General features: G+C 59.0%; 22 protein-coding genes. 15 read left to right on the plus strand and 7 right to left on the minus strand.

What is annotated here, in order from left to right:
• The first annotated feature begins 17 nt into the window (after window positions 1-17).
• Genes AAEZ03_RS08705 through AAEZ03_RS08720 form a run of 4 tightly spaced genes read left to right on the plus strand, consistent with a single transcriptional unit; the run spans window position 18 to window position 3,935 of the window.
• Entirely contained in the window at window positions 18-1,586 is a 1,569-nt protein-coding gene (locus AAEZ03_RS08705; protein WP_350577772.1) for an ABC transporter substrate-binding protein, read from the plus strand.
• On the plus strand, window positions 1,586-2,845 hold the full coding sequence (locus AAEZ03_RS08710) for an acyl-CoA thioesterase/bile acid-CoA:amino acid N-acyltransferase family protein (protein ID WP_350577775.1): 1,260 nt from the start codon (window positions 1,586-1,588) through the stop codon (window positions 2,843-2,845). The genes AAEZ03_RS08705 and AAEZ03_RS08710 overlap by 1 nt, the downstream gene beginning before the upstream one ends.
• Entirely contained in the window at window positions 2,842-3,357 is a 516-nt protein-coding gene (locus AAEZ03_RS08715) for a CMD domain protein (RefSeq protein WP_350577777.1), read from the plus strand. Before AAEZ03_RS08710 ends, AAEZ03_RS08715 begins: the two co-directional genes overlap by 4 nt.
• Entirely contained in the window at window positions 3,354-3,935 is a 582-nt protein-coding gene (locus AAEZ03_RS08720; RefSeq protein ID WP_350577779.1) for a peroxidase-related enzyme, read from the plus strand. The genes AAEZ03_RS08715 and AAEZ03_RS08720 overlap by 4 nt, the downstream gene beginning before the upstream one ends.
• A gap of 255 nt (window positions 3,936-4,190) precedes the next feature.
• Here the strand turns inward: AAEZ03_RS08720 and AAEZ03_RS08725 are convergent, their stop codons facing one another.
• From AAEZ03_RS08725 to AAEZ03_RS08735, 3 genes are all read right to left on the minus strand, one after another.
• Entirely contained in the window at window positions 4,191-4,712 is a 522-nt protein-coding gene (locus tag AAEZ03_RS08725; protein ID WP_350577781.1) for a hypothetical protein, read from the minus strand.
• A 129-nt stretch (window positions 4,713-4,841) separates the two neighbouring features.
• Window positions 4,842-5,480 carry a helix-turn-helix domain-containing protein gene (locus AAEZ03_RS08730; protein WP_262124447.1) on the minus strand — a complete coding sequence of 213 codons (639 nt, stop codon included), beginning with the start codon at window positions 5,478-5,480 and terminating at the stop codon, window positions 4,842-4,844.
• A 5-nt stretch (window positions 5,481-5,485) separates the two neighbouring features.
• Entirely contained in the window at window positions 5,486-5,647 is a 162-nt protein-coding gene (locus AAEZ03_RS08735; protein ID WP_350577783.1) for a hypothetical protein, read from the minus strand.
• A gap of 317 nt (window positions 5,648-5,964) precedes the next feature.
• Here AAEZ03_RS08735 and AAEZ03_RS08740 point away from each other — a divergent pair, with 317 nt between their 5' ends.
• From AAEZ03_RS08740 to AAEZ03_RS08755, 4 genes are read left to right on the plus strand one after another with little or no spacing between them, the layout of a single operon-like run.
• Window positions 5,965-7,002 (plus strand): isopenicillin N synthase family dioxygenase, encoded by a 1,038-nt coding sequence (locus AAEZ03_RS08740; protein WP_350577786.1) that lies wholly within the window; start codon window positions 5,965-5,967, stop codon window positions 7,000-7,002.
• A 28-nt stretch (window positions 7,003-7,030) separates the two neighbouring features.
• Window positions 7,031-7,846, plus strand: a complete 816-nt coding sequence (locus AAEZ03_RS08745; protein WP_153336260.1) for a MetQ/NlpA family ABC transporter substrate-binding protein — start codon at window positions 7,031-7,033, stop codon at window positions 7,844-7,846.
• Window positions 7,843-8,823: a methionine ABC transporter ATP-binding protein gene (locus tag AAEZ03_RS08750; protein WP_350577789.1), complete on the plus strand. Its 981-nt coding sequence runs from the start codon at window positions 7,843-7,845 to the stop codon at window positions 8,821-8,823. The genes AAEZ03_RS08745 and AAEZ03_RS08750 overlap by 4 nt, the downstream gene beginning before the upstream one ends.
• On the plus strand, window positions 8,820-9,491 hold the full coding sequence (locus AAEZ03_RS08755) for a methionine ABC transporter permease (RefSeq protein WP_350577792.1): 672 nt from the start codon (window positions 8,820-8,822) through the stop codon (window positions 9,489-9,491). Before AAEZ03_RS08750 ends, AAEZ03_RS08755 begins: the two co-directional genes overlap by 4 nt.
• Window positions 9,492-9,552: 61 nt before the next feature.
• On the opposite strand, the gene AAEZ03_RS08760 is transcribed toward AAEZ03_RS08755, so the two are convergent.
• The 3 genes from AAEZ03_RS08760 to AAEZ03_RS08770 all read right to left on the minus strand — a co-directional run bounded on the left by AAEZ03_RS08760 (window position 9,553) and on the right by AAEZ03_RS08770 (window position 13,577).
• Window positions 9,553-11,979 carry a TonB-dependent siderophore receptor gene (locus AAEZ03_RS08760; protein WP_350577795.1) on the minus strand — a complete coding sequence of 809 codons (2,427 nt, stop codon included), beginning with the start codon at window positions 11,977-11,979 and terminating at the stop codon, window positions 9,553-9,555.
• Window positions 11,980-12,090: 111 nt separating this feature from the next.
• Window positions 12,091-13,071, minus strand: a complete 981-nt coding sequence (locus AAEZ03_RS08765; protein WP_350577797.1) for a DUF4880 domain-containing protein — start codon at window positions 13,069-13,071, stop codon at window positions 12,091-12,093.
• Window positions 13,068-13,577 carry a sigma-70 family RNA polymerase sigma factor gene (locus tag AAEZ03_RS08770; RefSeq protein WP_123749424.1) on the minus strand — a complete coding sequence of 170 codons (510 nt, stop codon included), beginning with the start codon at window positions 13,575-13,577 and terminating at the stop codon, window positions 13,068-13,070. Before AAEZ03_RS08770 ends, AAEZ03_RS08765 begins: the two co-directional genes overlap by 4 nt.
• A 165-nt stretch (window positions 13,578-13,742) precedes the next feature.
• Here AAEZ03_RS08770 and souR point away from each other — a divergent pair, with 165 nt between their 5' ends.
• The 6 genes from souR to AAEZ03_RS08800 all read left to right on the plus strand — a co-directional run bounded on the left by souR (window position 13,743) and on the right by AAEZ03_RS08800 (window position 20,859).
• Entirely contained in the window at window positions 13,743-14,768 is a 1,026-nt protein-coding gene (gene souR / locus AAEZ03_RS08775) for a transcriptional regulator SouR (RefSeq protein WP_278938018.1), read from the plus strand.
• A 102-nt stretch (window positions 14,769-14,870) separates the two neighbouring features.
• Window positions 14,871-15,380: a sigma-70 family RNA polymerase sigma factor gene (locus AAEZ03_RS08780; protein ID WP_350577801.1), complete on the plus strand. Its 510-nt coding sequence runs from the start codon at window positions 14,871-14,873 to the stop codon at window positions 15,378-15,380.
• A complete protein-coding gene (locus AAEZ03_RS08785; protein WP_350577803.1) occupies window positions 15,377-16,327 on the plus strand; it encodes a FecR domain-containing protein in 951 nt (316 codons plus the stop codon). Before AAEZ03_RS08780 ends, AAEZ03_RS08785 begins: the two co-directional genes overlap by 4 nt.
• Before the next feature lie 102 nt (window positions 16,328-16,429).
• A complete protein-coding gene (locus AAEZ03_RS08790; protein WP_123749420.1) occupies window positions 16,430-18,826 on the plus strand; it encodes a TonB-dependent receptor in 2,397 nt (798 codons plus the stop codon).
• Between the two features lie 149 nt (window positions 18,827-18,975).
• A complete protein-coding gene (locus tag AAEZ03_RS08795; protein ID WP_341462763.1) occupies window positions 18,976-19,779 on the plus strand; it encodes a porin family protein in 804 nt (267 codons plus the stop codon).
• Window positions 19,780-19,803: 24 nt separating this feature from the next.
• On the plus strand, window positions 19,804-20,859 hold the full coding sequence (locus AAEZ03_RS08800; protein WP_153332026.1) for a linear amide C-N hydrolase: 1,056 nt from the start codon (window positions 19,804-19,806) through the stop codon (window positions 20,857-20,859).
• Window positions 20,860-20,883: 24 nt separating this feature from the next.
• Here AAEZ03_RS08800 and AAEZ03_RS08805 read toward each other — a convergent pair whose 3' ends face one another.
• The gene (locus AAEZ03_RS08805; RefSeq protein WP_350577807.1) at window positions 20,884-21,732 is read right to left on the minus strand and encodes a LysR substrate-binding domain-containing protein; all 849 of its coding nucleotides are present in this window, start codon (window positions 21,730-21,732) and stop codon (window positions 20,884-20,886) included.
• 171 nt (window positions 21,733-21,903) lie between these two features.
• Here AAEZ03_RS08805 and AAEZ03_RS08810 point away from each other — a divergent pair, with 171 nt between their 5' ends.
• On the plus strand, window positions 21,904-23,394 hold the full coding sequence (locus AAEZ03_RS08810) for an MFS transporter (RefSeq protein ID WP_350577809.1): 1,491 nt from the start codon (window positions 21,904-21,906) through the stop codon (window positions 23,392-23,394).
• Window positions 23,395-23,426 lie beyond the last annotated feature (32 nt).

The following is a 23,426-nucleotide window of genomic DNA, read 5'->3' on the forward strand; positions in this document are numbered from 1 at the left end:
ACCTTCGGATACCTGCCATGAAACCGCTGCTGCTTACGTTACTGACCGCTGCACTGTTGACCGGCGCGGCGGGGGCCAATGCCCAATCCCTGCGCATTGCCTACGCCGATCCGGTGTCGTCGCTGGATCCGCAATTGAACAACCACGCCGGTGACCGTTCGCTGGCGCTGCATGTGTTTGAGTCGCTGCTGGAACGTCGCGACGACAAGACCTTGCCGGGGCTGGCCGAAAGCTGGAAAACCGTGGATGCCACTACGTGGGAGTTCTACCTGCGCAAGGACGTTAAATGGCAGGATGGCCAGCCGCTGACCGCCGATGACCTGGTGTATTCCCTGCAGCGGGCGCGTAACGTTCCCGGCAGTGTGGCGCCGTATTCCAGTTCGCTGCGCACGGTCGAGTCGGTGAGCGCCCCTGACCCTTACACCTTGCGGGTCAAAACGTCTGAACCCAATCCATTGCTGTTGCAAAACATCGACTCGATTTACATCGTCAGCCGGCATGTCGGTGAGCACTCCAGCACAGCCGACTACAACAGCGGCAAGGCGATGATCGGCACCGGCCCTTATCGGTTGGTCTCCAATGCCCAGGGCGACCGTAGCCTGTTTGAGCGCAACACCGACTACTGGGGCAAGCCTGCAACGTGGGACACGGTTGATTACCGTTACATCGCCAACCCGGCCAGCCGCACGGCCGCCTTGCTGGCGGGGGACGTGGACGTGATCGACAAGGTGTCGCCCTCGGACGTGAAAAAACTCAGCGCCACCCCGAGTGTCAGCGTCTTTGCCTACCCCGGCTTGCGCGCGTTGCTGATTCAGCCGAGCTTCCGTGCGGGGCCCAACGAGTTTATTCGCAACAATGCGGGCCAGCCGCTGGCGCAAAATCCGCTGCGTGATGTGCGGGTCCGCCAGGCGCTGTCGCTGGCGATCAACCGCAAGGCAATCGCTGAGCGCATCTTGCAAAACACCGTGACCCCGGCCAACCAGTGGATGCCGGCCAACACCTTCGGCTATAACCCGGCGGTCACAGACATCGCCAATGACCCGGCGCAGGCAAAAAAACTGCTGGCCGAGGCGGGCTACCCCGACGGCTTCCAGCTGACCGTGCACGTGCCGGGTGATCGCTACCCGCTGGCCCCGGAAACGCTGCAAGCCGTGGCGCAGTTCTGGGCGCGCATCGGGGTCAAGGTTGATCTGCAAGTGGTGCCGTGGTCGGTATATGCCAGCCGCGCCAACAAAAACGAGTACGCGGTCACGGTGATCGCCTGGGGCAACGGCACCGGCGAGGCCAGTTACGGGCTGGCCAACGTGCTGGCCACGGCCGACGCCAACAAAGGCCTGGGCTCATCGAACTGGGGGCGCTACAGCAACCCGCTGGTGGATCAGGCGTTGCAACAGGCCTCGGCCGAGTTTGACGACAGCAAGCGCGAGGCCATTTTGCGCGAGTCAGTCAAACTGGTGACCGACGACGTGGGCGTGTTGCCGCTGTTTCATTACCAGAACATCTGGGCGGCGCGTAAAGGGCTGCGGGTCGAGCCATGGCTCAGTGACCGGACCACGGCGATGATGGTCACCGAGGAAAAAAAGTAATGGCGCACATGCATATCACCCCGGCCGACGGCTTGCTCGATGAGCCCCGGCAGATTGTCCTGGAAGGCTTGGCAGCGGGCGCACGGGTAACCTTGACCAGTCAGACCGTGCGCGGCAACGGGCTGCTCTGGCGCAGTTCGGCGACGTTTATCGCCAACGCCCAGGGCCGGGTTGACCTGACGCAGGACGCGCCGGTGGCAGGCGATTACGCCGGCGTTTCGGCCATGGGCCTGTTGTGGAGTCAGCGGCCAGAGCAGGGGCGCAGCTCGGCGGTGTTTCCTGACGCCGTGCTGGAACCGTTGCTGACCCGCATCCAGCTGCAAGGCAGCGACCTGGAACACACCCTGATCCAGCGCCTTGCCGCCCCCGGCGTGACGCGCCGCGAGATCCGCGAGGATGGCCTGGTCGGCACCTTGTTTGAGCCCCCAGGCACAGGCCCGCACCCGGCCGTGATGGTGCTCAATGGTTCTGGCGGCGGGATCAACGAAGCCCGCGCCGCGCTGTATGCCTCACGTGGCTACAGCGCCTTGGCGCTGGGTTACTTCAAGGCGCCGGGCTTGTCGGATTACATCTCCAATACGCCGCTGGAGTACTTCCAGCAGGGTTTGGCCTGGATGCGCCGTGAACTGGCCCCGGCCCATGACTTTATCGCCCTCAGCGGACAGTCGCGCGGCGGTGAACTGGTGCTGTTGTTGGGCAGCCTGTTCCCGGACGCGGTGAGCGCTGTGATCGGTTACGTGCCCAGTGCGCTGGTGCATGGCGGGCAAGCTGCGGCAGACCCGGCCGTTGGCCGCGATGGCCCGGCCTGGCTGTTAAACGGGCAGCCTTTGATGCATCTGTGGAACCACAATCGGCATGCCTCATGGGCCGCCCGCGATGCCGGGCAGCGCAATGCTGTGTCGATGAATACAGCATTACAAGACGAAGAGGCTGTGGAGCGGGCACGGATCGCCGTTGAGCGCATCCGCGGGCCGGTGCTGTTGCTCACCGCAGGTGATGACGCTGCCTGGCCATCCAGCCATTTCGGGCAGATGGTCAGCCAGCGCCTTGCCCGGTTCGAACACCCGTGGCCGGTGGCGCAGCACGATTACCCGCAGGCCGGACACAGCATTTTGCTGCCGTACATTCCCGCCACCTACAGCGACGACGGCGAACCTTCAGCCAATGCCCGGGCCAATGAGCAATCGTGGCAGGCCGTCAGGGATTTTCTGCATAACGCCGTGGCGGCACGCCGGGCGCAATCCAAGGAGTTGCAATGAACAGTTCTGCCACACCCGATCTGCTGGATCGGTTGTTACTCACCGCCGGAGGCCCGGTGCAACAGTTGCGTCAGGCCAGGGGCAAAGTGGTCAGCGCCACGCAAGGCAGTTATGAGGCGTTGTTCGATGCCGACTTGCCCGGCAACCTCAGCCTGGAAGAGCGCTTGCTGGTGGCCTGGTATGCCTGCCGATTGACCCCGCATGCACCCTTGGCCGCGCATTACCGCGAACCGCTGCACCTGTTGGCGACCGACCCGCAAACCCTGGCAACTGTCGAGCAGGACGCATTGACCGAACTGCAATCGCCGCGCTTGCAGGCGGTGCTGGGCTTTACCCGCACGCTGGTACGCAACCCGGTCGAGGGTGATCGCGAGGCGCTCAATGCATTGCTGGCCGCAGGCCTTGAGACTATCGATGTGGTCACGCTGGGGCAGTTGATTGCTTTTATTTCCTACCAAGTGCGCCTGGCTGCGGGCCTTAGCGCACTGCAAGCACTGGAGCCTGCGCAATGAGCGAGTCACTGGATATTCAAGGCTTCACCAACCGCACCTTGGGCTGGAAGGCCTGGCTGCCGACTCTTGATCCGGCGCACGCCAGCCCCGCGCAGCAGGCGGTGCTGGAAGAGAGTCACCCTCAGGCGAAAGTGTCGCAGTACTACCTGACGCTCATCCACCAGCCTGAGGTGCTGCGTCAGCGTTCGTTGGCCTTCAACGCGATCATGTATGCGCCGGGCGGTTTGTCCCGTGCCGAGCGCGAACTGGCCAGCGCAGTGGTGTCGCGAATTAACCAGTGTGTGTTTTGCGCTTCGGTGCATGCCCAACGGTTCGAACAACTGGCCAAGCGCAACGACGCCATCGCCCAGGTGTTTGCTGACCCGCACACGGCGGGCACCACGCCACGGGAGCAGGCGATTGTGCAGTTCGCCATTGACTTGACCCTGACTCCCGGTGACTTACCGCCCGAGCGGCTCTTGGCTTTGCGCGAACAGGGCCTTAATGACGCTGAAATACTCGACTTGATCCACGCCATCGCCATTTTTGCCTGGGCCAATCGTTTGATGCTCAACCTGGGCGAACCGGTCTGGCCTTAATTGATCATTGGTTAGACCGTTTATTTCTTTCAGGTCTTTAGATATTCCTAGAATGAATATCTAAAGCGTCGGTATCGCTGTAGCAGCAGACAGGTTATGCAGTTGCAACAAGTATTTACCTGCAATGGCAGCGTTAAAGGCTGTATTGCTTGGGTAAACAGGGGGTGCAACGGCTATTTCTGCTGCTCGGCCGTCACCTTGCGTGAGCCTCGGGGCGCTCTAAAATCGAACCCAGAATTTCTACATGACTGTCGATTACGGAGTTTCGAACATGATGAACGCCATGCAAATGCCAATGAACACCTCCATGCCAATGATGCCGATGATGGGCATGCCGATGATGATGGCCACCATGAAGTGCGAAATGACCGACAAGGGCATGAAGTGCACCATGAAGCCAGTTGCGGGCATGGATATGGCGATGTTCAAAAACAACGCTGAAATGATGGCGATGATGATGAACTGCGGCATGCCGATGATGATGCAGTGCGCCAACATGTCGATGATGTGCATGTCTGAAGACGGCATGGCGATGATGAACAGCATGTCGAGCATGAACATGCCGATGATGATGCCAATGGGCATGCCGATGCCGATGATGAAATGCGTCATGGAATGCAAAATGGAAGCAGATGGCATGACCTGCATGATGATGCCGATACCCGGCATGAGCATGGACATGATGAGCAACTGCTGCATGCTGATGATGAAAATGATGAACGACTGGGCCATGCCGATGATGATGAGCTGCAATGGCATGCCAATGATGTGCTGCACCTGCTAACCCACCCGTAGTCGCTGACGAGGAACGAGGCTGCGACGGGCTGCGCAGCGGCCCGCTTGACGGTTGCGGCCCGCTGACGGTCCTTCGGCCCGTATCGCAGCCTGCGGCAGCGACTACAGCATTTAATCCAGGCGTTCGGGGTAGGTGATCACCAGAAACGCCACGGCTTCGCTGTCCGCCGGGTTGCGATAGCGGTGGGGCTGGTCGGCATAGAACAGGATCGAGTCCCCGGTCGAGAGTAAATAACGTTCTTCGTTAACGCTGACTTCCACCACCCCCTGGGCCACCACCAGGTTCTCCTGAATGCCGGGGCCATGGCCCTCGGACACTTCTTCGCCTAACGGCTTGAGTCGAATCTCGTAAAACTCGGACTGGCGCGCCCTGTCGTAGGGGAACAACGCCCGGCTGGTGAACGCACCACTGGCACTGACCAGTCGCTTGCTGTATTGCGCCGGCAGCAGCTCGACCCCTTCAAACGCGCGGTTTTCCAGAAACGCGGCCACCGAAACTTTCAGCCCCTTGGCAATTTTGCACAGCACCTTGATCGACGGCACGCTGCGCCCGGACTCAATCTGCGCCAGCATCGCCCGACTCACCCCGCTGGCGCGGGCCAGTGCATCCAGTGACAAATAGCGTTTGCTGCGCAGGCGTTGCAGGTTGAGGGCGACGCATTGGCCAATGGCGTCATCGTCGCCGTTGTTACAGTCTTTGGCGGGGGCAGGGAGTTCAGGCAGATCGGGAACGGTGTGCAGGTAATTCATCCACGTTACGCCCGGCGGTTGTCGCTGGACGAACTCACCGGCGGGGCAAAAAACACGGCGATCCCGGCTCGTGCTGCGTACGCAGTCCACATCAGCTCAGCCGCCGCACGTGCCTGACGGCGTTTTCGGTAAAGGGCGAAATCAATGACATTGGCAGATACGGACATGGTCAGATCCTTGGGCAGTGGCAACTCAATGGCTCCACAGTAATCCGTTGTTCTTATTTCTATAAATACTGAATTTTCATTTGTTAATTCGATTTTGGACTTAGCGTGTCCACCCTGTTCAGGCAAAAAAACCTCTGCAGGAGCGAGCTTGCCTCGCGATCTTTTGATCTTTTAAAAGATCGCAAGACAAGATGAGTTTTTACCTAAGCTAATTCTAAAAAGGTATTGGATGGTGATTTTTAAGATCGTTTAGCTTTAATGAAACGCAGGGCAGTTGCATCGTCCGCGATCTTCATTGATTCACATGGGAGTGAAGCATGCCGCATACAAGGGATATCACCGCCTTGCCAGTCCTCGACTTGTCGCTGCTTGAAGGCACTGTGGCGCAGCGTCAGGGCTTTTTTGAAGAGTTGCGTAACGCGGCACGGGACGTTGGCTTTTTCTATTTGACCGGGCACGGCATCGACAGCGAGTTGTTGAGCCAGGTGCAACAGCATTCACGGCAATTCTTCGCCTTGCCCGACGCCGATAAAGCGGCCGTCGGGATGATCAACTCCCCCCACTTTCGCGGCTACAACCGCGCCGCTTCCGAGATCACCCGTGGCAAGCCTGACCTACGCGAGCAGTTTGACCTTGGCGCTGAGCGGGCGGTGCTGCCCACTGACCCGAACAGCCCGTTTTGGGCTCGTCTGCAAGGCCCCAACCAGTGGCCCGAAGCGCTGCCCGAGCTGAAACCTTTGCTGCTGGAATGGCAGCAGGCGATGACCGCCATGTCCTTGCGTTTGTTGCGCGCGTTTGCCCAAGCGCTGTCGCTGCCTGAGCACGCCTTTGATCAGTTGTACGGCGACACACCCAATGAACACATCAAGTTGATTCGCTATCCGGGCCAGGCAGCAGATGCCAGCAACCAGGGGGTTGGCGCACACAAGGATTCAGGTTTTCTGAGTTTTCTGTTGCAGGACCAGCAGGCGGGTTTGCAAGTCGAGGTTGAAGAGGGGCGCTGGATTGACGCACTGCCGCGCGACAACACCCTGGTGGTGAACATTGGCGAGTTGCTCGAACTGGCGACTAATGGCTATCTGCGCGCCACCGTGCACCGTGTGGTGTCACCGGCCCAGGGCAGCGAGCGTTTGTCGATCGCGTTCTTCTTGGGTGCCCGACTGGATGCCGTGGTGCCGCTGTATCCATTGCCTGCGGCGCTGTTGCGCGAGGCCCGCGGGCCTGCCAGCGATCCGGACAACCCGTTGTTTCGGGATGTGGGCTGGAACTACCTCAAGGGTCGCCTGCGTTCGCACCCCGATGTCGCACAGCGTTATTACGCCGATGCACTGATTCCCGACGCGCTGAGCGCTTGAGTCCCTCACCCGATCAAGGATTTTGACCATGTTCAAGCAAACAGGATTGACCCTGGCGGTGCTCGGCGGCTTGCTGACGTCTTACGATGCATTGGCGCTGGAAACCCTGCGGATAGCGGCAGACCCGGTGCCCCATGCGCAGATTCTGGAATACGTGCGCAAGATCGACCCGGAACTGAAGATCAAGGTGATCGAGCTCACCAGCGGCATCAACGCCAATGAGCTGCTGGCCCACGGTGATGTCGATGCCAACTACACCCAGCACCTGCCCTATTTAAAGTCGCAGGAACAGGCTTTGGGGCAAAAATTTGCCGTGGCCGCGACCGTGCATATCGAGCCGCTGGGCATTTATTCCCAACGCCATAAAAGCTTCGCCGATGTGCCGGTCAAGGGCACCGTCGCCGTGCCCAATAACGTGACCAACCTCAGCCGTGCCTTATATCTGCTGCAAGACAACGGCCTGATCAAGCTCAAGCCTGGCTTCAACGACCCCGCCGCTGAGCAGGCAACCCCCAAGGACATCGCTGAAAACCCCAAACAACTGAAAATCCTCGAAGTGGAGTCGGCGCAGATCCCACGGGCGCTGGGCGACCTTGATCTGGCGGTGATCAATGGCAACTACGCGCTGGAAGCCGGGCTGGTGCCGGCCAAGGACGCCTTGGGGCTCGAAAAGGTCGAGCACAACCCTTACGCCAATATTCTGGTGACCACCCCCAAGTTGCTGGATGACCCGCGCATCAAGCGCCTGGCCAAGGACCTGACGTCGCCCGAGGTGGCTAAGTTTATTACCGATTCCTACACCGGCTCGGTGTTGCCCGTGACCCAGGTGGGTGCCCAACCATGATCAGCATCGAGCAGTTGAGCAAGACGTACATACCGGGGCAGGCGCCTTCACTGGATCAAGTGTCATTGAGCATTCCAGACGGTGCCATCTACGGGATTCTTGGGCGTAGCGGGGCGGGTAAATCGACGCTGCTGCGCTGTCTCAACCTGCTCGAACGGCCCAGTGCCGGGCGTATTGTGCTGGACGGCGCAGACCTGACAGCGTTGTCAGATCGTGAATTGCGCCTGCAACGGCAACGCATCGGCATGATCTTTCAGGGCTTCAACCTGCTGCACTCGCGTAATGTTTTTGACAACATCGCCGTGCCTCTGGAAATTGCCAAGGTCAGTAAAGCGCAGCGTCAGGCGCGGGTGCTGGAGTTGTTGGATCTGGTAGGCCTGAGCGACAAGGCGCTGGCGTTCCCGTCGCAGTTGTCCGGCGGGCAGAAACAGCGGGTGGGCATCGCCCGGGCCTTGGCCGCGCGGCCTGCCTACTTGCTTTCTGATGAAGCAACCAGCGCCCTCGACCCGGAAACCACAGCTTCGATTCTTGAACTGCTGCGCGATATCAATCGCCAGTTGGGGCTGACCATCGTTCTGATCACCCACGAGCTGGACGTGGTCAAGTCCATTTGTGACCACGCCGCGTCACTGGCCAATGGTCGTCTGGTCGAGGCGGGGCCGATTGCTCAGCTGTTGGCCAACCCCGACTCTGCACTCGGTCGCTCCTTGTTACCGGGCTACAGCACTGCGCTGGGCAGTGACGCGCAGGTACTGGAACTGAGCTTTTTTGACTCGCTGCTGGCCACGCCAGTGCTCAGCGAATTGACTCGCCAGCAGGGTTTAGCAGTGGACTTGCTGGCCCAAGGAGTTGAGTCGGTTGGCGGGCAAAACGTGGGCCGTTTGCGTGTGGCTTTGCGTCAGCCGGGCAGCGAACTGAAGTTGACCCAGGTCGTGGACTTTCTTAAACAGCGCGGCGTCAGGGTAGAACGCACATGAACCGAACCATCGATTGGAACGAGATTTTCCAACTGGTGTTCAATGCCACCGGAGAAACCCTGTACATGGTGCTGCTGGCGGGGCTGTTTACCCTGCTGATCGGCCTGCCTCTAGGGGTGTTGCTGTTTATCAGCCGCAGTGGCGGCATTTATCCGATGCCGCAATTGCATAAAAGCCTGGGCGGGCTGGTCAACCTTGGGCGTTCATTGCCGTTCGTGGTCATGCTCATCGCCTTGATCCCGCTGACCCGGCTTATTGTCGGCACCACGTTGGGCAGCACGGCGGCGGTGGTGCCCATCACCATTGGCGCCTTCCCGTTCTTTGCGCGAATTGTCGAAAACGCCCTGGACGAAGTCGACAAGGGCCGCATCGAAGCGATCCTCGCCATGGGCGGTGATCTGCGTGACGTGATCTTTAAAGTGCTGCTACCCGAAGCCTTGCCGGCGTTAGTGGCGGGCGTGACCTTGACCCTGGTCATGCTGATTGGCTTTTCATCCATGGCCGGGGTTATTGGCGGCGGAGGGCTGGGTGATTTGGCCATTCGCTACGGCTATCAACGCTTCAACAACCAGGTGATGGTGGTCACCGTCATCGTGCTGGTGGTTCTGGTACAGAGCGTGCAAAGCCTGGGCGACCGGATGGTGCGTTCGTTGGCGCATCGGCGTTGAGGTGTGGCGCCCGGTGAATGCAGGCAGTCCCCCCTCAAGCTGGCCTTGAGGGGGGAGCTGTTTAGAACTCCCAGCGCGTATTCAACATCACGTTGCGCGGGTCGCCGTAATAGGCCGTGTTGTAGAAGCCAATATTGGTGTAGTACTTCTTGTCAAACAGGTTGTTGACGTTGAGGGTCGTGGACAGGTGGTCGGTGACTTGGTAACGGGCCATCACGTCCACCAGCCAGTAGGCATCCTGTGAGAAGTCCTGATACTGGGCTTTGGTGCGGTTGTAGATGTTCTGCCAACTGCGGTTTTGCCATCGCGCACCGCCGCCCACGGTCAAGCGATCCAGGGGGCCCTTGAATCTGTAAGTGGTGTAGGCACTTAGTTGGTCCTGAGGCTCCCAGGTTGAAATTTTTTCACCCTGGCTGTCGCGGATGATTTTGTGGGTGTACCCCGCCTGGGCCTGCCAGCCCGGGGCCAATTCACCGGAAATTTCGGCCTCAAAGCCTTTCGCCTTGGCCTTGGTGCCAATCGAGGCGTACAGGATGGAAGGGTTGGTCGGATCGGCATTGTACTCGGCGTCGGGTTCAGCGCGGTTGTCTTCATGCACTTCAAAGTACGCCAGGCTGGTGTTCAACCGGCCACCATAGAACTCGCCCTTGATCCCCACTTCGTAGTTTTTGCCTTCGTCCGGTTCCAGGACTTTGTTCTGGCGGTCGCGGTTGTAGGTCTGTGGCATGAAAATATCGGTGTAGCTGGCATACGCGGTGAAGTTGTCGTTAAGGTCATACGTCACCCCCACATACGGCACGACTCTGCCGGTCTCGGTTGACTGATAATCGCCGGTGAGTTTGTAGTTGGCGATTCGGCTTCCCAGCAACAGCTTCAATTCATCGGTGAGGTTGAAACGCGCTGTGAAGTAGCTGGCGGTCTGCCGGGTCGTGGTGTCGTTGTACTGGGTGGGCGCGCCCCAGTCCGGTTCCGGAATGACGCCATCAAAGTTCCAGAAGTCGATGACTTTGTTGCCGTTTAAAAAGGTCGGATTGCCGTAATCCTTACCGGTCCAATGGGCGGTGGAGGCCGATGCGCCGATCACCAGTTCATGTTCACGCCCGCCCAGGCTGAAGGGGCCGCTGAAATACGCATCGGCGGCGTCGGTGCGGGTCTTGCCGGTGAACTTGTTGGCATACACCGTGGACAGCCCCGTGGCGGTGAAAGGCCCATCCATGACCGAGCCCAGCGGCGCGTCGTAACTGTTGACCTGATGCGTCAACTGGGCCTTGCCCACCCAGCCGTTGGCAAAGCTGTGCTCCAGTGTTGAAAACACGCTCTGGGTGGTCTGTTCCCAGCGGCTCCAGTTGGCACCGTTGTTGTACGAACGCTTGACGTCTATGCGATCGCCGTTGCGGTCGAACAGCGGGCGGCTACCTGACCAGCCCGAGGCGTGCGGGTCATTGTTCTGATAATCGAAGCCCACGGTGAGCAAGGTGTCATCTGTGAGGTCGGCTTCGAGCGTGCCGAAATACACGCCGGTCTTGCGTTCATAGCGTTCCATGAACGAGCGCTTGTCCTGGTACGCGGCCACAGCACGCCCGCGCACATTGCCGCTGTCGGTCAGTGGGCCACTGACGTCGATTTGCGAACGGTAGTTGTCCCAACTGCCGGCGCCAAGCTCGACACTGGCCTTGAAGTCGCGGGTGGGTTTTTTGCGGATCAGATTGATCGTCGCGCCAGGGGCGCCCGCACCGGTGAGCAGGCCGGTTGCGCCCTTGAGGATTTCCACCCGGTCATAAATGGCCATGTCGCTCAGGGTTTGCCCTGAGGAATAAGCCGAGTTGCGCAAGGTGGGAATGCCGTCGTACTGAAAGTTTTCCACCGAAAATCCGCGCGCGTAGTAGTTGGTGCGCTCGCTGTCGAACGTCGACACAGTGATGCCCGGCGTATGGCGCATCACATCGTCGATGGAGTTGAGGCCAAAGTCGTCCATGTGCTGGCGAGTGATCACGCTGATGGATTGCGGCGTCTCGCGGGGTGAGAGCACCAAACGGGTTGCTGTGGCGATGGTGCCGGGCGTGTAGGAACCGCTGCCCTCTGTGAGGGTGCCCAATTGGTTGGTCGTGACCTGGGTGGATTGCAATTCCAGCTGGCCGTTGCCTGCGAACGGTCTGGCGATAACCCGCAATCCTGCACCTTCGCTGACCGCTTGCAGGCCCAGCGGGGCGAGCAACTGCTCCAGGCCATCGGTGACGGAAAAGTGGCCGTTAAGGCCGTTGCTGTGGACGCCCGTGGTCAGTGATGAGTCCACCGCGATCATCACCCCGGCCTGTTGGCCAAAACTGCCTAGCACTTGGTCGAGGCTGGCGGGTGTAATGTTAAAGGCCAGGCTTTGCGCCTGCGCGCCGGCCGTTGCAGCGAAAGCCGTATGGCTGGCCGTGGAGAGGGTCAAACCCAGTAATACGGTGCGCAAGGCGCAGGCAAGGGGTGTAAGTCGGGTGTGCATAGTGACTGTCCATGTGTGAAAAGGGGCGGCGGTGCGCTGTTTTTCAGCGTCTTCCCTTAACCTGATGCACGAGATTGAAAAAACTGCCGCCTGCACTGAAAAAAAGCTGAATCAGGCTGCAACGACATTCGCCCAATAGCCGAAGACCCGCTGCACGCGAATCGGCAAGACCCGCGCGAGCAGATCGAGGCTGGCGTCCGGCCGGTCAATCGAGAACGAGCCGGAGACTTGCAAGGCAGCTACTGCCGGGTCACATCGCACGACGCCACGGCGATAGCGGTTGAGCTGGGCAATCACTTGCCCCAGCGGCATGCGTTCAGCGATCAAAAGGCCGCTGAGCCAGGCCGTTGAGGCCGCCGTGACACGGGTCGGTTCGTCATGAGCGTGGCTGTCGAAGGTCAGTTGCTGGCCTGTGTCAAGGCTGATCCGGTCACCGCGATTGAGCTCAACGGACGCGCTGCCGGCGAGTAATTGCACCTGCGTACCTCGTTGGCCCGGGAGGCCTTGGCTGATAATCAGCCGTGAGTGTCTGGCGGGTAGAACCCGGCCATGGGCGGTATTGAGCGTGACCGGCAGTGTGTCCGTTTGAGTAAGCAGCATCCGGCCCAGATTCAGCGTCAGGTCTAGGCCCGAGGCGCTGGTTTGAGTGTCGAGCGCTGTGTGGGTGTCCAAGGTAAGCCCGACGCCATCGGCCAAGGAGACAGTGCGGCGTTCGCCGGTAGCGGTGCGGTAGTTACTGAACAACTCTGGCAGCAACACTCGCTCACGCACACTCACGCCAGTGGCCAGCACCACACCGAGCCCGGCAAAGCCTTTGAGCAGGCCCCGTCGGGTGCTGGTATGGCGAGCCTGGAGCAAGCGGCGGACGCTTTGCGGAGCAATCAACTGCGCACTCTCGCGCACATCACGATTGAGCCCGGTGAGCCGCTGCCAGGCCATTTCATGCGCCGCCGATTGCTTGCGCCAATGATCGCACGCCTGCCGCTCGCTTTCGGTAAACACGCCTGATTGCAGGGTGACCATCCACAGCATGGCCTGTTCAACGATGTCTTGATCAAGAGCGTGCGCGTTGGCCGCGTCGAAGCGTTTCACGCGGCGTAGACGGCGCAATAGCAGTGGCGGTAAGCCTTGAGCATGGTTTTTTGCACGACATTGACGGTGAGGTCCATGCGCTCGGCGATCTGCGGGTAGGTCAGGCCGTCCAGTTGCGACAGCAGGAAAACCTCTCGCACCTTGCTGCCGAGCCCATCCAGCACCTGGCCCACAGCATCCAGTGCTTCGAGGACCAGCAAACGTGCTTCGGGGGAGGGCATGTAGTCTGGCTCCAGCGCGGCCAGCGTCTCTTGATAAGCCCGCTCCAACGCCTGACGCCGAAAATATTGGCCGCACAAGCGGCTGGCAATAGTCGTCAGGTATGCTCGGGGCTCGCGTAACGAGGGTTGTGCGTCGCTGCGCAGCATGCGTACAAAGGTGTCTTGCGCCAGATCAAGCGCCTGCTCTTGGTTGCCCAGTTTGCGCCGTAATAACTGCACCACCCAGTCATGATGCTGGACGTACAATTCGCCTACGACGCTGCGTGTGGAGGAGGATGGATGCATGGAGAGCAATTCCAGAGCGGACACTGACAAGGATCGCAATGATAGCGCTTCTCATTAACGCATGTCGAAAATGTTTCGTACGCCTGTCGGCATCCGCCGCAGTGCCTTGTTGTATGTGCAGGTATGATCGGCCCGGTACATGCGGCTGTTCGTTAACCTGACCAGATGGATCGAATCGTGATTGAGCGTCGTCAATTCAGTGCAGGCCTGAAAGGCAAGAACCTGCGCTATCTAAGCGAAAACCCGGGTCTGGACCGGCCAACGGTGTGCGTGGGTTTTATCCTGCTTGAGCACTTTTCTTTGCCAGCGTTTACCCAGGCGCTGGATGCCCTGATCACCGCCAACTTGTTGCGCCCAGGGTTGTTTGCCACCCAGACTTTCGGCCTGGTGCAAGGCGAGGTGGTCAGTGACCTGGGGCTGGTGATCCGGCCTGATTCGCAGCTAGATGTGGCGCAGCTCAACGCGCTGGATGTGCTGGTGGTGTGCGGCGGCTACCGCACTGAACTGAACAGCGATGAGGCGTTTACCCACGTGCTTAAAACCGCCGCGCAACAGGGCATCACCTTGGCCGGTTTATGGAATGGCGCCTGGTTTCTCGGCAGTGCGGGGTTGCTGGAGGGCTATCGGTGTGCGATTCACCCTGAGCATCGTCCGGCGTTAGCCGAAGTGTCCAAGACGGCGCATGTGACCAGCGAGCCTTTTGTGATTGACCGCGACCGGCTCACGGCGTCCAGCCCTTCAGGGGCGATTCAGATGGCCCTTGCGTGGATCAAAAGCTTGCATGACAAAGCGCTGGTCGAAGGGGTCGAGGACATTCTGGCGTTTGAAGAGTCGCGTTACCGACGTATCAAACCCACAGAGAAAATCAGCGTCAGCGCGCCCTTGCGTGAAGTCTTGAAACTGATGGATGCCAACCTTGAAGAGCCGCTGGAGCTGGAGCAGTTGGCAGTGTACGCGGGGCGCTCGCGTCGCCAGCTTGAGCGGTTGTTCAAGGAACAGCTGGGCACCACGCCACAGCGTTATTACATGGAACTGCGCATTACCGAAGCGCGCCGCTTGTTGCAGCACACCGAACTCTCCCAGGTTGATGTGCTGGTGGCGTGCGGATTTGTCTCGCCCAGTCATTTCAGCAAATGCTACAGCGCCTACTTTGGCTATCGGCCGTCCAAGGAGAAGCGGCTGGTCAAGTAAGTACCGGCCTTACGTCAGTTAAATAAAAAGGTCTTGGTTTCAAGATGTAACCCAAATTAGAATCAGTCTCATTTACTGCATCCCTTGCCAGAGACTCTAGAGATGATTGAAGTTGCACCGACCACTGAACAGACCTTGCATGCGCTGTATCGTGATCACAACGGTTGGTTGCAAAACTGGCTCAAGCGTCGTCTGGGCAATGCCTGGGATGCCGCAGACTTGAGTCAGGATACTTTTTTGCGCGTGCTTGCAAGTGCCCAGCCGTTGGCAGAGGTGCATGAGCCGCGGGCCTATCTGTTGACGGTTGGCAAGCGCCTGTTGAGTAACTTTTACGCCCGGCGCAGCCTCGAACAGGCTTATTTGCAAGCGTTGGCGCAGTTGCCCGAAGAGAGCATGCCTTCGCCTGAGCAGCGTTGGCTATTGCTAGAAACCCTGCAAGCGCTGGATGAGTTGCTCGATGGCATGGCGGGCGTGGTACGTCGGGCTTTTTTATGGAGCCAACTGGAAGGGCTTGGCTATCGGGAAATTGCCGAACGGCTAAAAGTCTCTGAGCGTACCGTCAAGCGCTACATGGCGCAGGCCTATGAGCACTGTTTGATCGCAGAGTCTTGAACAGCGCTCTGAAAGGCCCCCTGCCGCGCGATATAGCCAGGGCGGCGGCCCAATGGCTGGCGTTGATCGAGTCGGGGGCGGCCACCGATGCAGATCATCAGCGTCTGCAACAGTGGCGTGACCGTGACCCGGCGCACGAGACGGCGTGGCAAAAACTGCAACTTTTTCGTGAGCGCTTTTCAGCGGTGCCCTCTACTTTGGCGATGGCCACCCTGGATCGTCCACGTCCGGAACGTCGTGCAGTTCTCAAACAGGTCGCAGGTGTAACGGTGCTGTTGCCCGCGGCTTTGTGGCTGAGCCGGCAAATGCCCCTGGATGCGTGGCGGGCTGATTTGCAAACGTCGACAGGTGAGCACAAGCGCATCAGGCTGTTTGATGGCAGCACCTTGCAGTTGAACACGGACAGCGCAGTGAATGTTGACATGAGCACTCGTCAGTTGACGCTGGTTCGTGGCGAGATAGCGCTGAACGTATCGGGGCGCGCGGGTTTGAGCATTCAAGTGCCTTTTGGCCGGATTACGCTTGATCGTGGAGAAGTGTGTGTGCGCTTGGACAGCGCCAGGTGCCAAGTTTCGGCTGTCAGTGCCCGCGTGCAGTTGCAGCCCTTGCACGGCGCCGAACTACTGTTGCTTGAAGGACAGCAAGTGACATTGTCGGCCACGGGGCCCGGAGCAGTGTCTGCATTCGATCCGCGCCTGCCAGGCTGGCGGCAGCGCGTTCTGATGGCGCAAGACCAAAAGCTGGGGGACTTCTTGCGCGAACTGAGCCGCTATAGACCTGGAATTTTGCGTTGGGAGCCCGAACTCGAAACGCTAAGGGTTACTGGAAGTTTTGGTCTGGATGATACGGACAGGATTCTGTCTCTGCTTGCCACCAGCTTGCCGGTAGAAGTGCATATGCGCACTCGTTACTGGGTCACTCTGGCGCCGCGAAAAAACCTTGGTTGATCGCCACATAGGTTTTTTTTGGATGCGTTATGGCAAGCCTGTCCCTTTTTTTCATCTCGCCGGTCATTAGAGGCAAGTGAATAAATAAGAGAGTCTTGTTCCATGCCTGCAGTCCCATCCTTGCGCTTGCGCCCGTTAATGCGAGTCAGTTTTCTGCTGGTACTCTGTTCCAGCCCGGGGTTTGTTTCATCCAGTTGGGCCGAAACTGGCGAGCGCCGGACGTATCAGGTGCCGGCAGATAATCTGGGGGCTGCGTTGACACGGTTTGCCGGGTTGGCCGGAGTCAATCTTTCTTTGGACCCGCAACTGGTCAGCGGGCGCACCAGCACCGGATTGTCCGGTGAATACGCGGTGGAAGAGGGCTTCGCTCGCCTATTGCAGGGTTCGGGCTTGCAGTTGCTCAAAGCCGGTACTCATGACTACACCCTGGTGCCTGTCAGCGACAGCCTGCAATTGCCCAGTACATCGATTGTCGGTGCTGAAGGCTCGACGGTTGCACACGTTTACGCCGGAGGGCAGGTCGCACGCCGCGGTGCACAAGGTTTGCTCGGTTCGCGGGACTTTATGGACACACCATTCAGCATGACCAGCTACACCGATGTGGCTGTCAAGAATCAACAGGCACGCACCTTGGGCGACATGATTGCCAGTGACCCCTCTGTGCGCGCCACGAACCCGGCAGGCGGCCGTTTTGAACAGTTCACCATTCGTGGCTTCAGCCTGCTCAACAGTGACGTGTCCTATAACGGTCTGTATGGCGTACTGCCGACTTATACCATTGATATGCAAATGGCTGAGCGCGTCGATATCCTCAAGGGCCCAAGCCAGCTCATCAATGGCATCTCGCCGCGTGGCGCGGTGGGAGGCGGTATCAATATTGTCCCCAAGCGCGCGACCGATACCCCAATCACTGAATTCACCGGTAGTTTCGCTTCCGGCAGTCAGTTGGGCGGTGCAGTGGACATAGGGCGCCGCTTTGGTGATGAAAACCAGTTTGGTATCCGTTTCAATGGCGTTAAACAGTCGGGTGATACCGGTTGGGATCATCAGCGTGTCGATCGTGAAATGGCTGTGCTGGGCCTGGACTTTCACGGTGAGCGGCTTCGTCTCTCGAGCGATATCGGGCACACCGAGCGCATTACAGACGCTCCTCAGGAGCGTGTCTTGGTTGGCCGCAAGGCAAAAGTGCCGAAAGCCGACGATATACGACACAACTACGCCGAACCTTGGAGCCGGGCGCATACCAAAGACACGTTCGGTACGGTTAACGGCGAATTTGATATCAATGAATCGCTAATGCTCTACGGCGGTGTCGGCGCTCGTACAAGCAACCACGACTTCCTTCGTCACGCGGTGCCGGTAGTCAATGATGCAGGCGATTTTAGCGTGGTGCCGCGCAGTTTCACCCGTGACGAAAATGTGCGTACGGCCACCGCCGGTGTGCGTAATTGGTTTCACACGGGGGCGGTCAGCCATGAGGTCAATTTAGCTGCCAGTCATTTCTACATGGATTTCACCAACGGTGGCGCCCGCTATGCGGCCGCGCCCAGCAATATCTACAATCCTGTCGTTACACCCGCCCCCGGCACGCCGGTACGCATGGACCCCAAGGCCTACACCGAAAATCGCTTCAGCAGTGTCGCGTTGTCCGACACACTCGGCTTTTATGATGATCGTTTGCTGCTGACCCTGGGGGCACGCTGGCAGCGCGTGCAAGTGGATGACTGGAGTAACGGGGTCAAAGGCGACACGGCCTATGACGAATCCAAAGTCTCGCCTTCAGGTGGGATCTTGTTCAAGGTGACAGAAGAACTGTCGCTGTATGCCAACTACATGGAAGGCATGAGCCAAGGCAAGATTGCCCCCTCCACCTCGGTCAATGACGATGAAATATTCCCGCCATTTGTCAGCAGGCAGATCGAGGCTGGTGCCAAGTACGACTTGGGTTCTATGGCCTTCACGGCCAGCGTGTTCCGGATCAAGCAACCCGCTTACGAGACCAACAGTACAAGCCTGGTATTCGGGCCCAATGGCAAACGCCAGAACAACGGCGTGGAATTAAGCCTGTTTGGCGAACCGCTAGAAGGCGTTCGCGTGCTGGGCGGGGTGATGTACATCGACAGCAAGTTAACCGGGACGGTCAACGGTGCCTATGACGGCAACCGTGCGCCAGCGACTCCGCAATACAACGTTAATCTGGGTGTCGAGTGGGATGTGCCAGCTGTTCAGGGCCTGACCCTGACCGGGCGTGGGATCTACACCAGCTCACAGTATCTGAATCAGGCCAACACCCAGAAAATCGATCCATGGGAGCGTTTTGATGTAGGAGCACGTTATGCCTTCAAGCTCGACGACAAGATCATTACCCTGCGTGCCACGGTCGAAAACGTCATGGATAAGCGATTCTGGAGTTCAGCCGGTGCTCCGGATGACAGTGAGCCAGGATTGACGCTCTCTACACCGAGAACGTATTTGTTGTCGGCCACGTTAGGCTTCTAGGTATTGACCTGAGAGACCCATTCATTTGATATTTTTGCCGGGTTCAGCAGCGGTTCGTAATGGCTGTGCTATACACAGTGGTCAGAAATTTAGAACTTGCAGTCAGGAAGACGAAAGCGATGACACTGAGGCTAGTTGCGGCTAAGCAGATGTTCAGAATGATGTGCATTGCCTGGCCTTTAATGGGCGTTTACACGACGGCAAATGCCGACGATTCTCAGGGCAAATCCAGTACTGATAAAGATGAGTGGCTGGTGTTGGTAAGCCCTTTTGTCTGGGCTCCGGCCATGAATGGTCAGGTGGCGTTGGGCGGGGTTGATGCCAAGGCGGATGTCGGCTTTCGCGAGATTTTCAATAATCTCAACCGGGTCTTTATGGGCAACCTGGAAGTCACCAACCGCAAACTGGGTTTTTACCTGGACGGGGTCTACGCCAAGACCAGCCAGTCTGAGCGGGCCTACGGCCAGAAAATCGGCCTGGACATCACCCAGAGCACCCTGGCTGGGGGCGTGTATTACCGGGTGTATGAATACGCTTTGGGCGGTAACAACGTGTTTGGCGAGCCACGTAGCTGGCGGGTCGAGCCCACGGCAGGGCTGCGCTGGACCAAGCTGTCGACCAAGGTCGAGATCGACCCTGCGGGCTACAGCACCAAGAAAAAATCCGAGTGGACCGACCCGTTTGTAGGGCTGCGCATGCAGGCCGATCTGACCGATCGCTGGACGCTGTCTGGCGCGGCGGACACCGGCGGGTTTGATACCTCATCGAAAAAAACCTACAACGCCCAGGCTTACCTCGGCTACCGCCTGTACCTGTTCGAAAACCCGACGATTGTGCGGGTCGGTTATCGGGTGCTGGCGCAGGAATACAAAAGCCGGGATTTTACCGGCAACACCTTTAAATACGATGTGACTCAGCGCGGCCCGGTGTTGGGCTTGTCCATGCGTTTCTAATCTGTTTTTGCAAGGATCAACGGAATGAAAAAGCCTGTTCTCAAAGCGCTGGTACTGGCGGTATCAGGGTTTGTTTTATCACTGCCATTGGCGCAGGCGTGCACCCGGCTGGTGTACCTGGGCGACGATCACAGCGTGATCACGGCCCGTTCCATGGACTGGAAAACTGACGTCGCGACCAATCTGTGGGTGTTTCCCAAGGGCATGCAGCGCACGGGTGAAGTCGGGCCTTCGTCCGTCAAGTGGACCTCCAAGTACGGCAGCCTGATTGCCAGCGGTTACGACATTTCCACCACCGACGGGGTCAATGAAGCGGGCCTCGCGGCCAACGTCTTGTGGCTGGTGGAGTCGGAGTATCCGCCGTTCAACAAGGACAAACCCGGCTTGAGCATTGCTGCTTGGGCGCAATACGTTCTGGACAACTTCAGCACCGTGGCCGAGGCCGTTGAAGTGCTCAAAACCGAGCCATTCAATGTGGTGACTGCGCAAGTGCCGGGCGAAAGCCGACTGGCCACCCTGCACCTGTCGATGTCTGATGCCTCGGGCGACAGTGCGATCATTGAATACATCGACGGCAAGCAAGTGATTCATCACAGCCGCAAGTACCAGGTGATGACCAACTCCCCGGCATTCGAGGCCCAGTTGGCGATGAACGCCTACTGGCAAGCCATTGGCGGCACGGTCATGCTGCCCGGCACCAACCGGTCTGCGGACCGATTTGCCCGTGCGTCGTTTTACGTGAACGCGGTGCCCAAGGATCAAGATGCGCGTTTGTCATTGGCCAGCGTGTTTAGCGTGATCCGCAACGTGTCGGTGCCTTACGGCATCACCACCCCCGGCGAGCCGAATATCTCCTCGACCCGTTGGCGCTCGGTTATCGACCACAAGCAGGGGCTGTACTTTTTTGAGTCGGCTGTCACCCCGAATACATTCTGGGTGGACCTGAAAAAACTGGATCTGTCCCAGGCCACCGGCAAGGTCAAAAAGCTCGATCTGGGGCCGAATCAGAGCAACATCTTCTCCGGCGAAGTGTCGGGCCGCTTTGAAGTTGCAGCGCCGTTCAAGTTTGAAGGCGCTTGATAGAGGCTGTTTCTGCGAGGCCTGTCATTCACATTCACCGATCAGCAGTTGCCCGAATGCGCAGGCCGCCGGGGTTTTGGTGGTGGTGCTCCAGATAAGCCGGAAGTCCGCTTCGGGCAACGCTGGCAGACCGTAGTAGCCGTCAATCACGCGCATGCCGGGCTCCAGATCACCCAAGGGCAAAGCGGTCACGGCCAGCCCGGCCAGTACCGCTGCGCGCAAGCCTTGCTGGCTGGGTGAGGTGAACGCCACCCGCCATTGCACGCTGGAGTTTTGCAGCGCGTCGATGGCCACTTGCCGATGCACACAAGGCGCGGGGGCAAAGGCCAGCGGTAGCGGATTCTCCCCCGAGAACTCGAAGTCGTGCGCTGCCGCCCAGACAAAGTGAGTTTCACGTAAAACCGTGCCCCCCGGCGGGCTGCCCGGCAGTGCCAGCACCACGGCCAGATCGAGCTTGTCGGTGTCGACCTGCGCGCGCAGGTCAAGGTAAGGGCAAACCGTGACGTCCAGGCGCACGGCCGGGAATTGCCGGGTAAAGCGCGTCAGCAACGGCGGCAAACCGTCACCGATAAAGTTCTCGGGCAGGCCAAAGCGCACGGCACCTGACACCGAAGACGTGGCAAAACGGCGGATCAACGCGTCCTGTGCCTTGAGGATGCATTCGGCGTGGCGCAGAAAATCCTCGCCATCTTCGGTCAGCGTCAAACTGCGGGTGGTGCGGCTCAGCAGTTTGGTTGCGGCCTGTTCTTCGAGACGCCGGATCTGATGGCTGATGGCCGATTGGCTGATGTGCATTCGCTCTGCGGCTCGGGTGAAGCTGCCGGTTTCTTTGATGGCAATAAAGGCGCGCAACAGCGCCGGGTCGAAATCCATTTGGCCCACTCATGATAAAAGTTAATAAAACCTACGAAATTAAATCATTTTTGTCATTTTTTGATTGCTCGCAGAATGCGCGCGGTCGTCTGAAGACACCTCGGGTGATGCTGGCAGCAATACCTTATGGAGCCTTTGCCAGTACCCGTCCCTTTGATCTGGAAGATCGCAATGCTGTTCTCGCCCCAACAAAAAGATGCTTTTACCCTGGCTGCCGTGTGCATTGCAGTCCTGATGTTTGGCCTCGAAATATCCAGCGTACCGGCCATCCTGCCCACCCTCGAGGCAGAGCTGCACAGTAATTTCAGCTATTTGCAGTGGATCATGAATGCCTACACCATCGCCTGCACCATGGTGCTGATGGCCATCGGCACACTGGCGGATCGGTATGGGCGTAAACGTGTGTTTATGATCAGCCTGGTGCTGTTCGGCATCACCTCGTTGAGCTGCGGCCTGGCACCCGACAATGACGTGCTGATTGCCAGCCGTTTTCTGCAAGGCATGGCGGCAGGGGCGATGTTGATCTGCCAGGTGGCGGTGCTCTCCCACAGGTTTCAGACAGCGGCTGCTCGGGGTAAAGCCTTCAGCGCCTGGGGCATTGTTTTCGGCATTGGCCTGGGCTTTGGCCCGATCATTGGCGCGGGCATTGTCGCCGTGTCGAATTGGGAATGGGTGTTTCTAGTGCATGCGCCGATTGCCGTGCTCGCGCTGCTGCTGGTGATCGCCGGGGTCGACGAGTCCAAAGACCCGCAACGTCGGCGTCTGGATGTGCTGGGCATTACGTCGCTGTCATTTGCGGTGCTGGGGCTTTCGTGGTTTTTGACTCAAGGTGCGGTCACCGGGTTTGGCACTCGCGAGGCTCTGTTCAGCTTGCTCGCGGCGGTGCTGAGTTTTGCGGTGTTTGTAGGGGCGCAGCGCCGTCGCAGCGATGCGATGTTCGACTTTTCGGTTCTGCGTATTCGGCGTTTCTCGGGCGCGTTGATCGGCGCTGCGGCGATGAACTTCAGTTTTTGGCCTTTTATGATCTACCTGCCGTTGTACTTTCAAAACAGCCTGGGCTACAGCAGCGTGGGTACTGGCTTGGCCCTGTTGGCGTATACCTTGCCGACGTTGGTGGTGCCGCCATTTGGCGAACGTCTGGCGCTGCGCTACCGCGCCGAAAGGGTGATCCCCGTGGGTTTGTTCACCATCGGCCTGGGCTTTTTGTTAATGAAATGGGGCAGCAGCGTCGAGCAGGCCAGTTGGCTGACCATGCTGGCCGGTTGTGTACTGGCCGGGACCGGACTTGGCCTGACCAACACCCCGGTGACCAATACCACCACCGGTTCTGTACCCAGCGAGCGCTCAGGCATGGCCTCGGGCATCGACATCAGCGCACGCATGATCAGCCTCGCGGTGAACATCGCGTTGATGGGTTTTATCCTCGTGCAAGGCACGCTGTCTTCGCTGCGCGCCAGCGTCACCGGCCTGGTCAACGAAGAGCAATTGCGCGTGCTGGCGCAGACCATTTCAGCCGGTAGCGTCAATGGTGTGGGGCAGGGCGCGGCATTGGCCCACGGCTTCGGCTGGGTGATGGTGTATGGCGCGATGGCGGCATGGTTGTTGATGGCGGCCAGTTTGTGGGTATTTCGAGACCGTACTGTAGTCGCTGCCCAAGCTTGAGGCTGCGATGGGGAGCGAAGCGCCCCCAGACG

It is taken from the genome of Pseudomonas sp. HY2-MNA-CIBAN-0224, from assembly GCF_040310285.1.
Taxonomy (GTDB): Bacteria; Pseudomonadota; Gammaproteobacteria; order Pseudomonadales; family Pseudomonadaceae; genus Aquipseudomonas; species Aquipseudomonas helleri.

Coding starts and splice junctions, on each gene's coding strand:
- AAEZ03_RS08750 (WP_350577789.1), top strand. CDS start 7,843: ATGATCAGCATCGAGCAGTTGAGCAAGACGTACATACCGGGGCAGGCG.
- AAEZ03_RS08705 (WP_350577772.1), top strand. CDS start 18: ATGAAACCGCTGCTGCTTACGTTACTGACCGCTGCACTGTTGACCGGC.
- AAEZ03_RS08810 (WP_350577809.1), top strand. CDS start 21,904: ATGCTGTTCTCGCCCCAACAAAAAGATGCTTTTACCCTGGCTGCCGTG.
- souR (WP_278938018.1), top strand. CDS start 13,743: ATGGATCGAATCGTGATTGAGCGTCGTCAATTCAGTGCAGGCCTGAAA.
- AAEZ03_RS08715 (WP_350577777.1), top strand. CDS start 2,842: ATGAACAGTTCTGCCACACCCGATCTGCTGGATCGGTTGTTACTCACC.
- AAEZ03_RS08760 (WP_350577795.1), bottom strand. CDS start 11,979: ATGCACACCCGACTTACACCCCTTGCCTGCGCCTTGCGCACCGTATTA.
- AAEZ03_RS08710 (WP_350577775.1), top strand. CDS start 1,586: ATGGCGCACATGCATATCACCCCGGCCGACGGCTTGCTCGATGAGCCC.
- AAEZ03_RS08745 (WP_153336260.1), top strand. CDS start 7,031: ATGTTCAAGCAAACAGGATTGACCCTGGCGGTGCTCGGCGGCTTGCTG.
- AAEZ03_RS08720 (WP_350577779.1), top strand. CDS start 3,354: ATGAGCGAGTCACTGGATATTCAAGGCTTCACCAACCGCACCTTGGGC.
- AAEZ03_RS08805 (WP_350577807.1), bottom strand. CDS start 21,732: ATGGATTTCGACCCGGCGCTGTTGCGCGCCTTTATTGCCATCAAAGAA.
- AAEZ03_RS08740 (WP_350577786.1), top strand. CDS start 5,965: ATGCCGCATACAAGGGATATCACCGCCTTGCCAGTCCTCGACTTGTCG.
- AAEZ03_RS08780 (WP_350577801.1), top strand. CDS start 14,871: ATGATTGAAGTTGCACCGACCACTGAACAGACCTTGCATGCGCTGTAT.
- AAEZ03_RS08735 (WP_350577783.1), bottom strand. CDS start 5,647: ATGTCCGTATCTGCCAATGTCATTGATTTCGCCCTTTACCGAAAACGC.
- AAEZ03_RS08730 (WP_262124447.1), bottom strand. CDS start 5,480: ATGAATTACCTGCACACCGTTCCCGATCTGCCTGAACTCCCTGCCCCC.
- AAEZ03_RS08795 (WP_341462763.1), top strand. CDS start 18,976: ATGTTCAGAATGATGTGCATTGCCTGGCCTTTAATGGGCGTTTACACG.
- AAEZ03_RS08800 (WP_153332026.1), top strand. CDS start 19,804: ATGAAAAAGCCTGTTCTCAAAGCGCTGGTACTGGCGGTATCAGGGTTT.
- AAEZ03_RS08770 (WP_123749424.1), bottom strand. CDS start 13,577: ATGCATCCATCCTCCTCCACACGCAGCGTCGTAGGCGAATTGTACGTC.
- AAEZ03_RS08755 (WP_350577792.1), top strand. CDS start 8,820: ATGAACCGAACCATCGATTGGAACGAGATTTTCCAACTGGTGTTCAAT.
- AAEZ03_RS08790 (WP_123749420.1), top strand. CDS start 16,430: ATGCCTGCAGTCCCATCCTTGCGCTTGCGCCCGTTAATGCGAGTCAGT.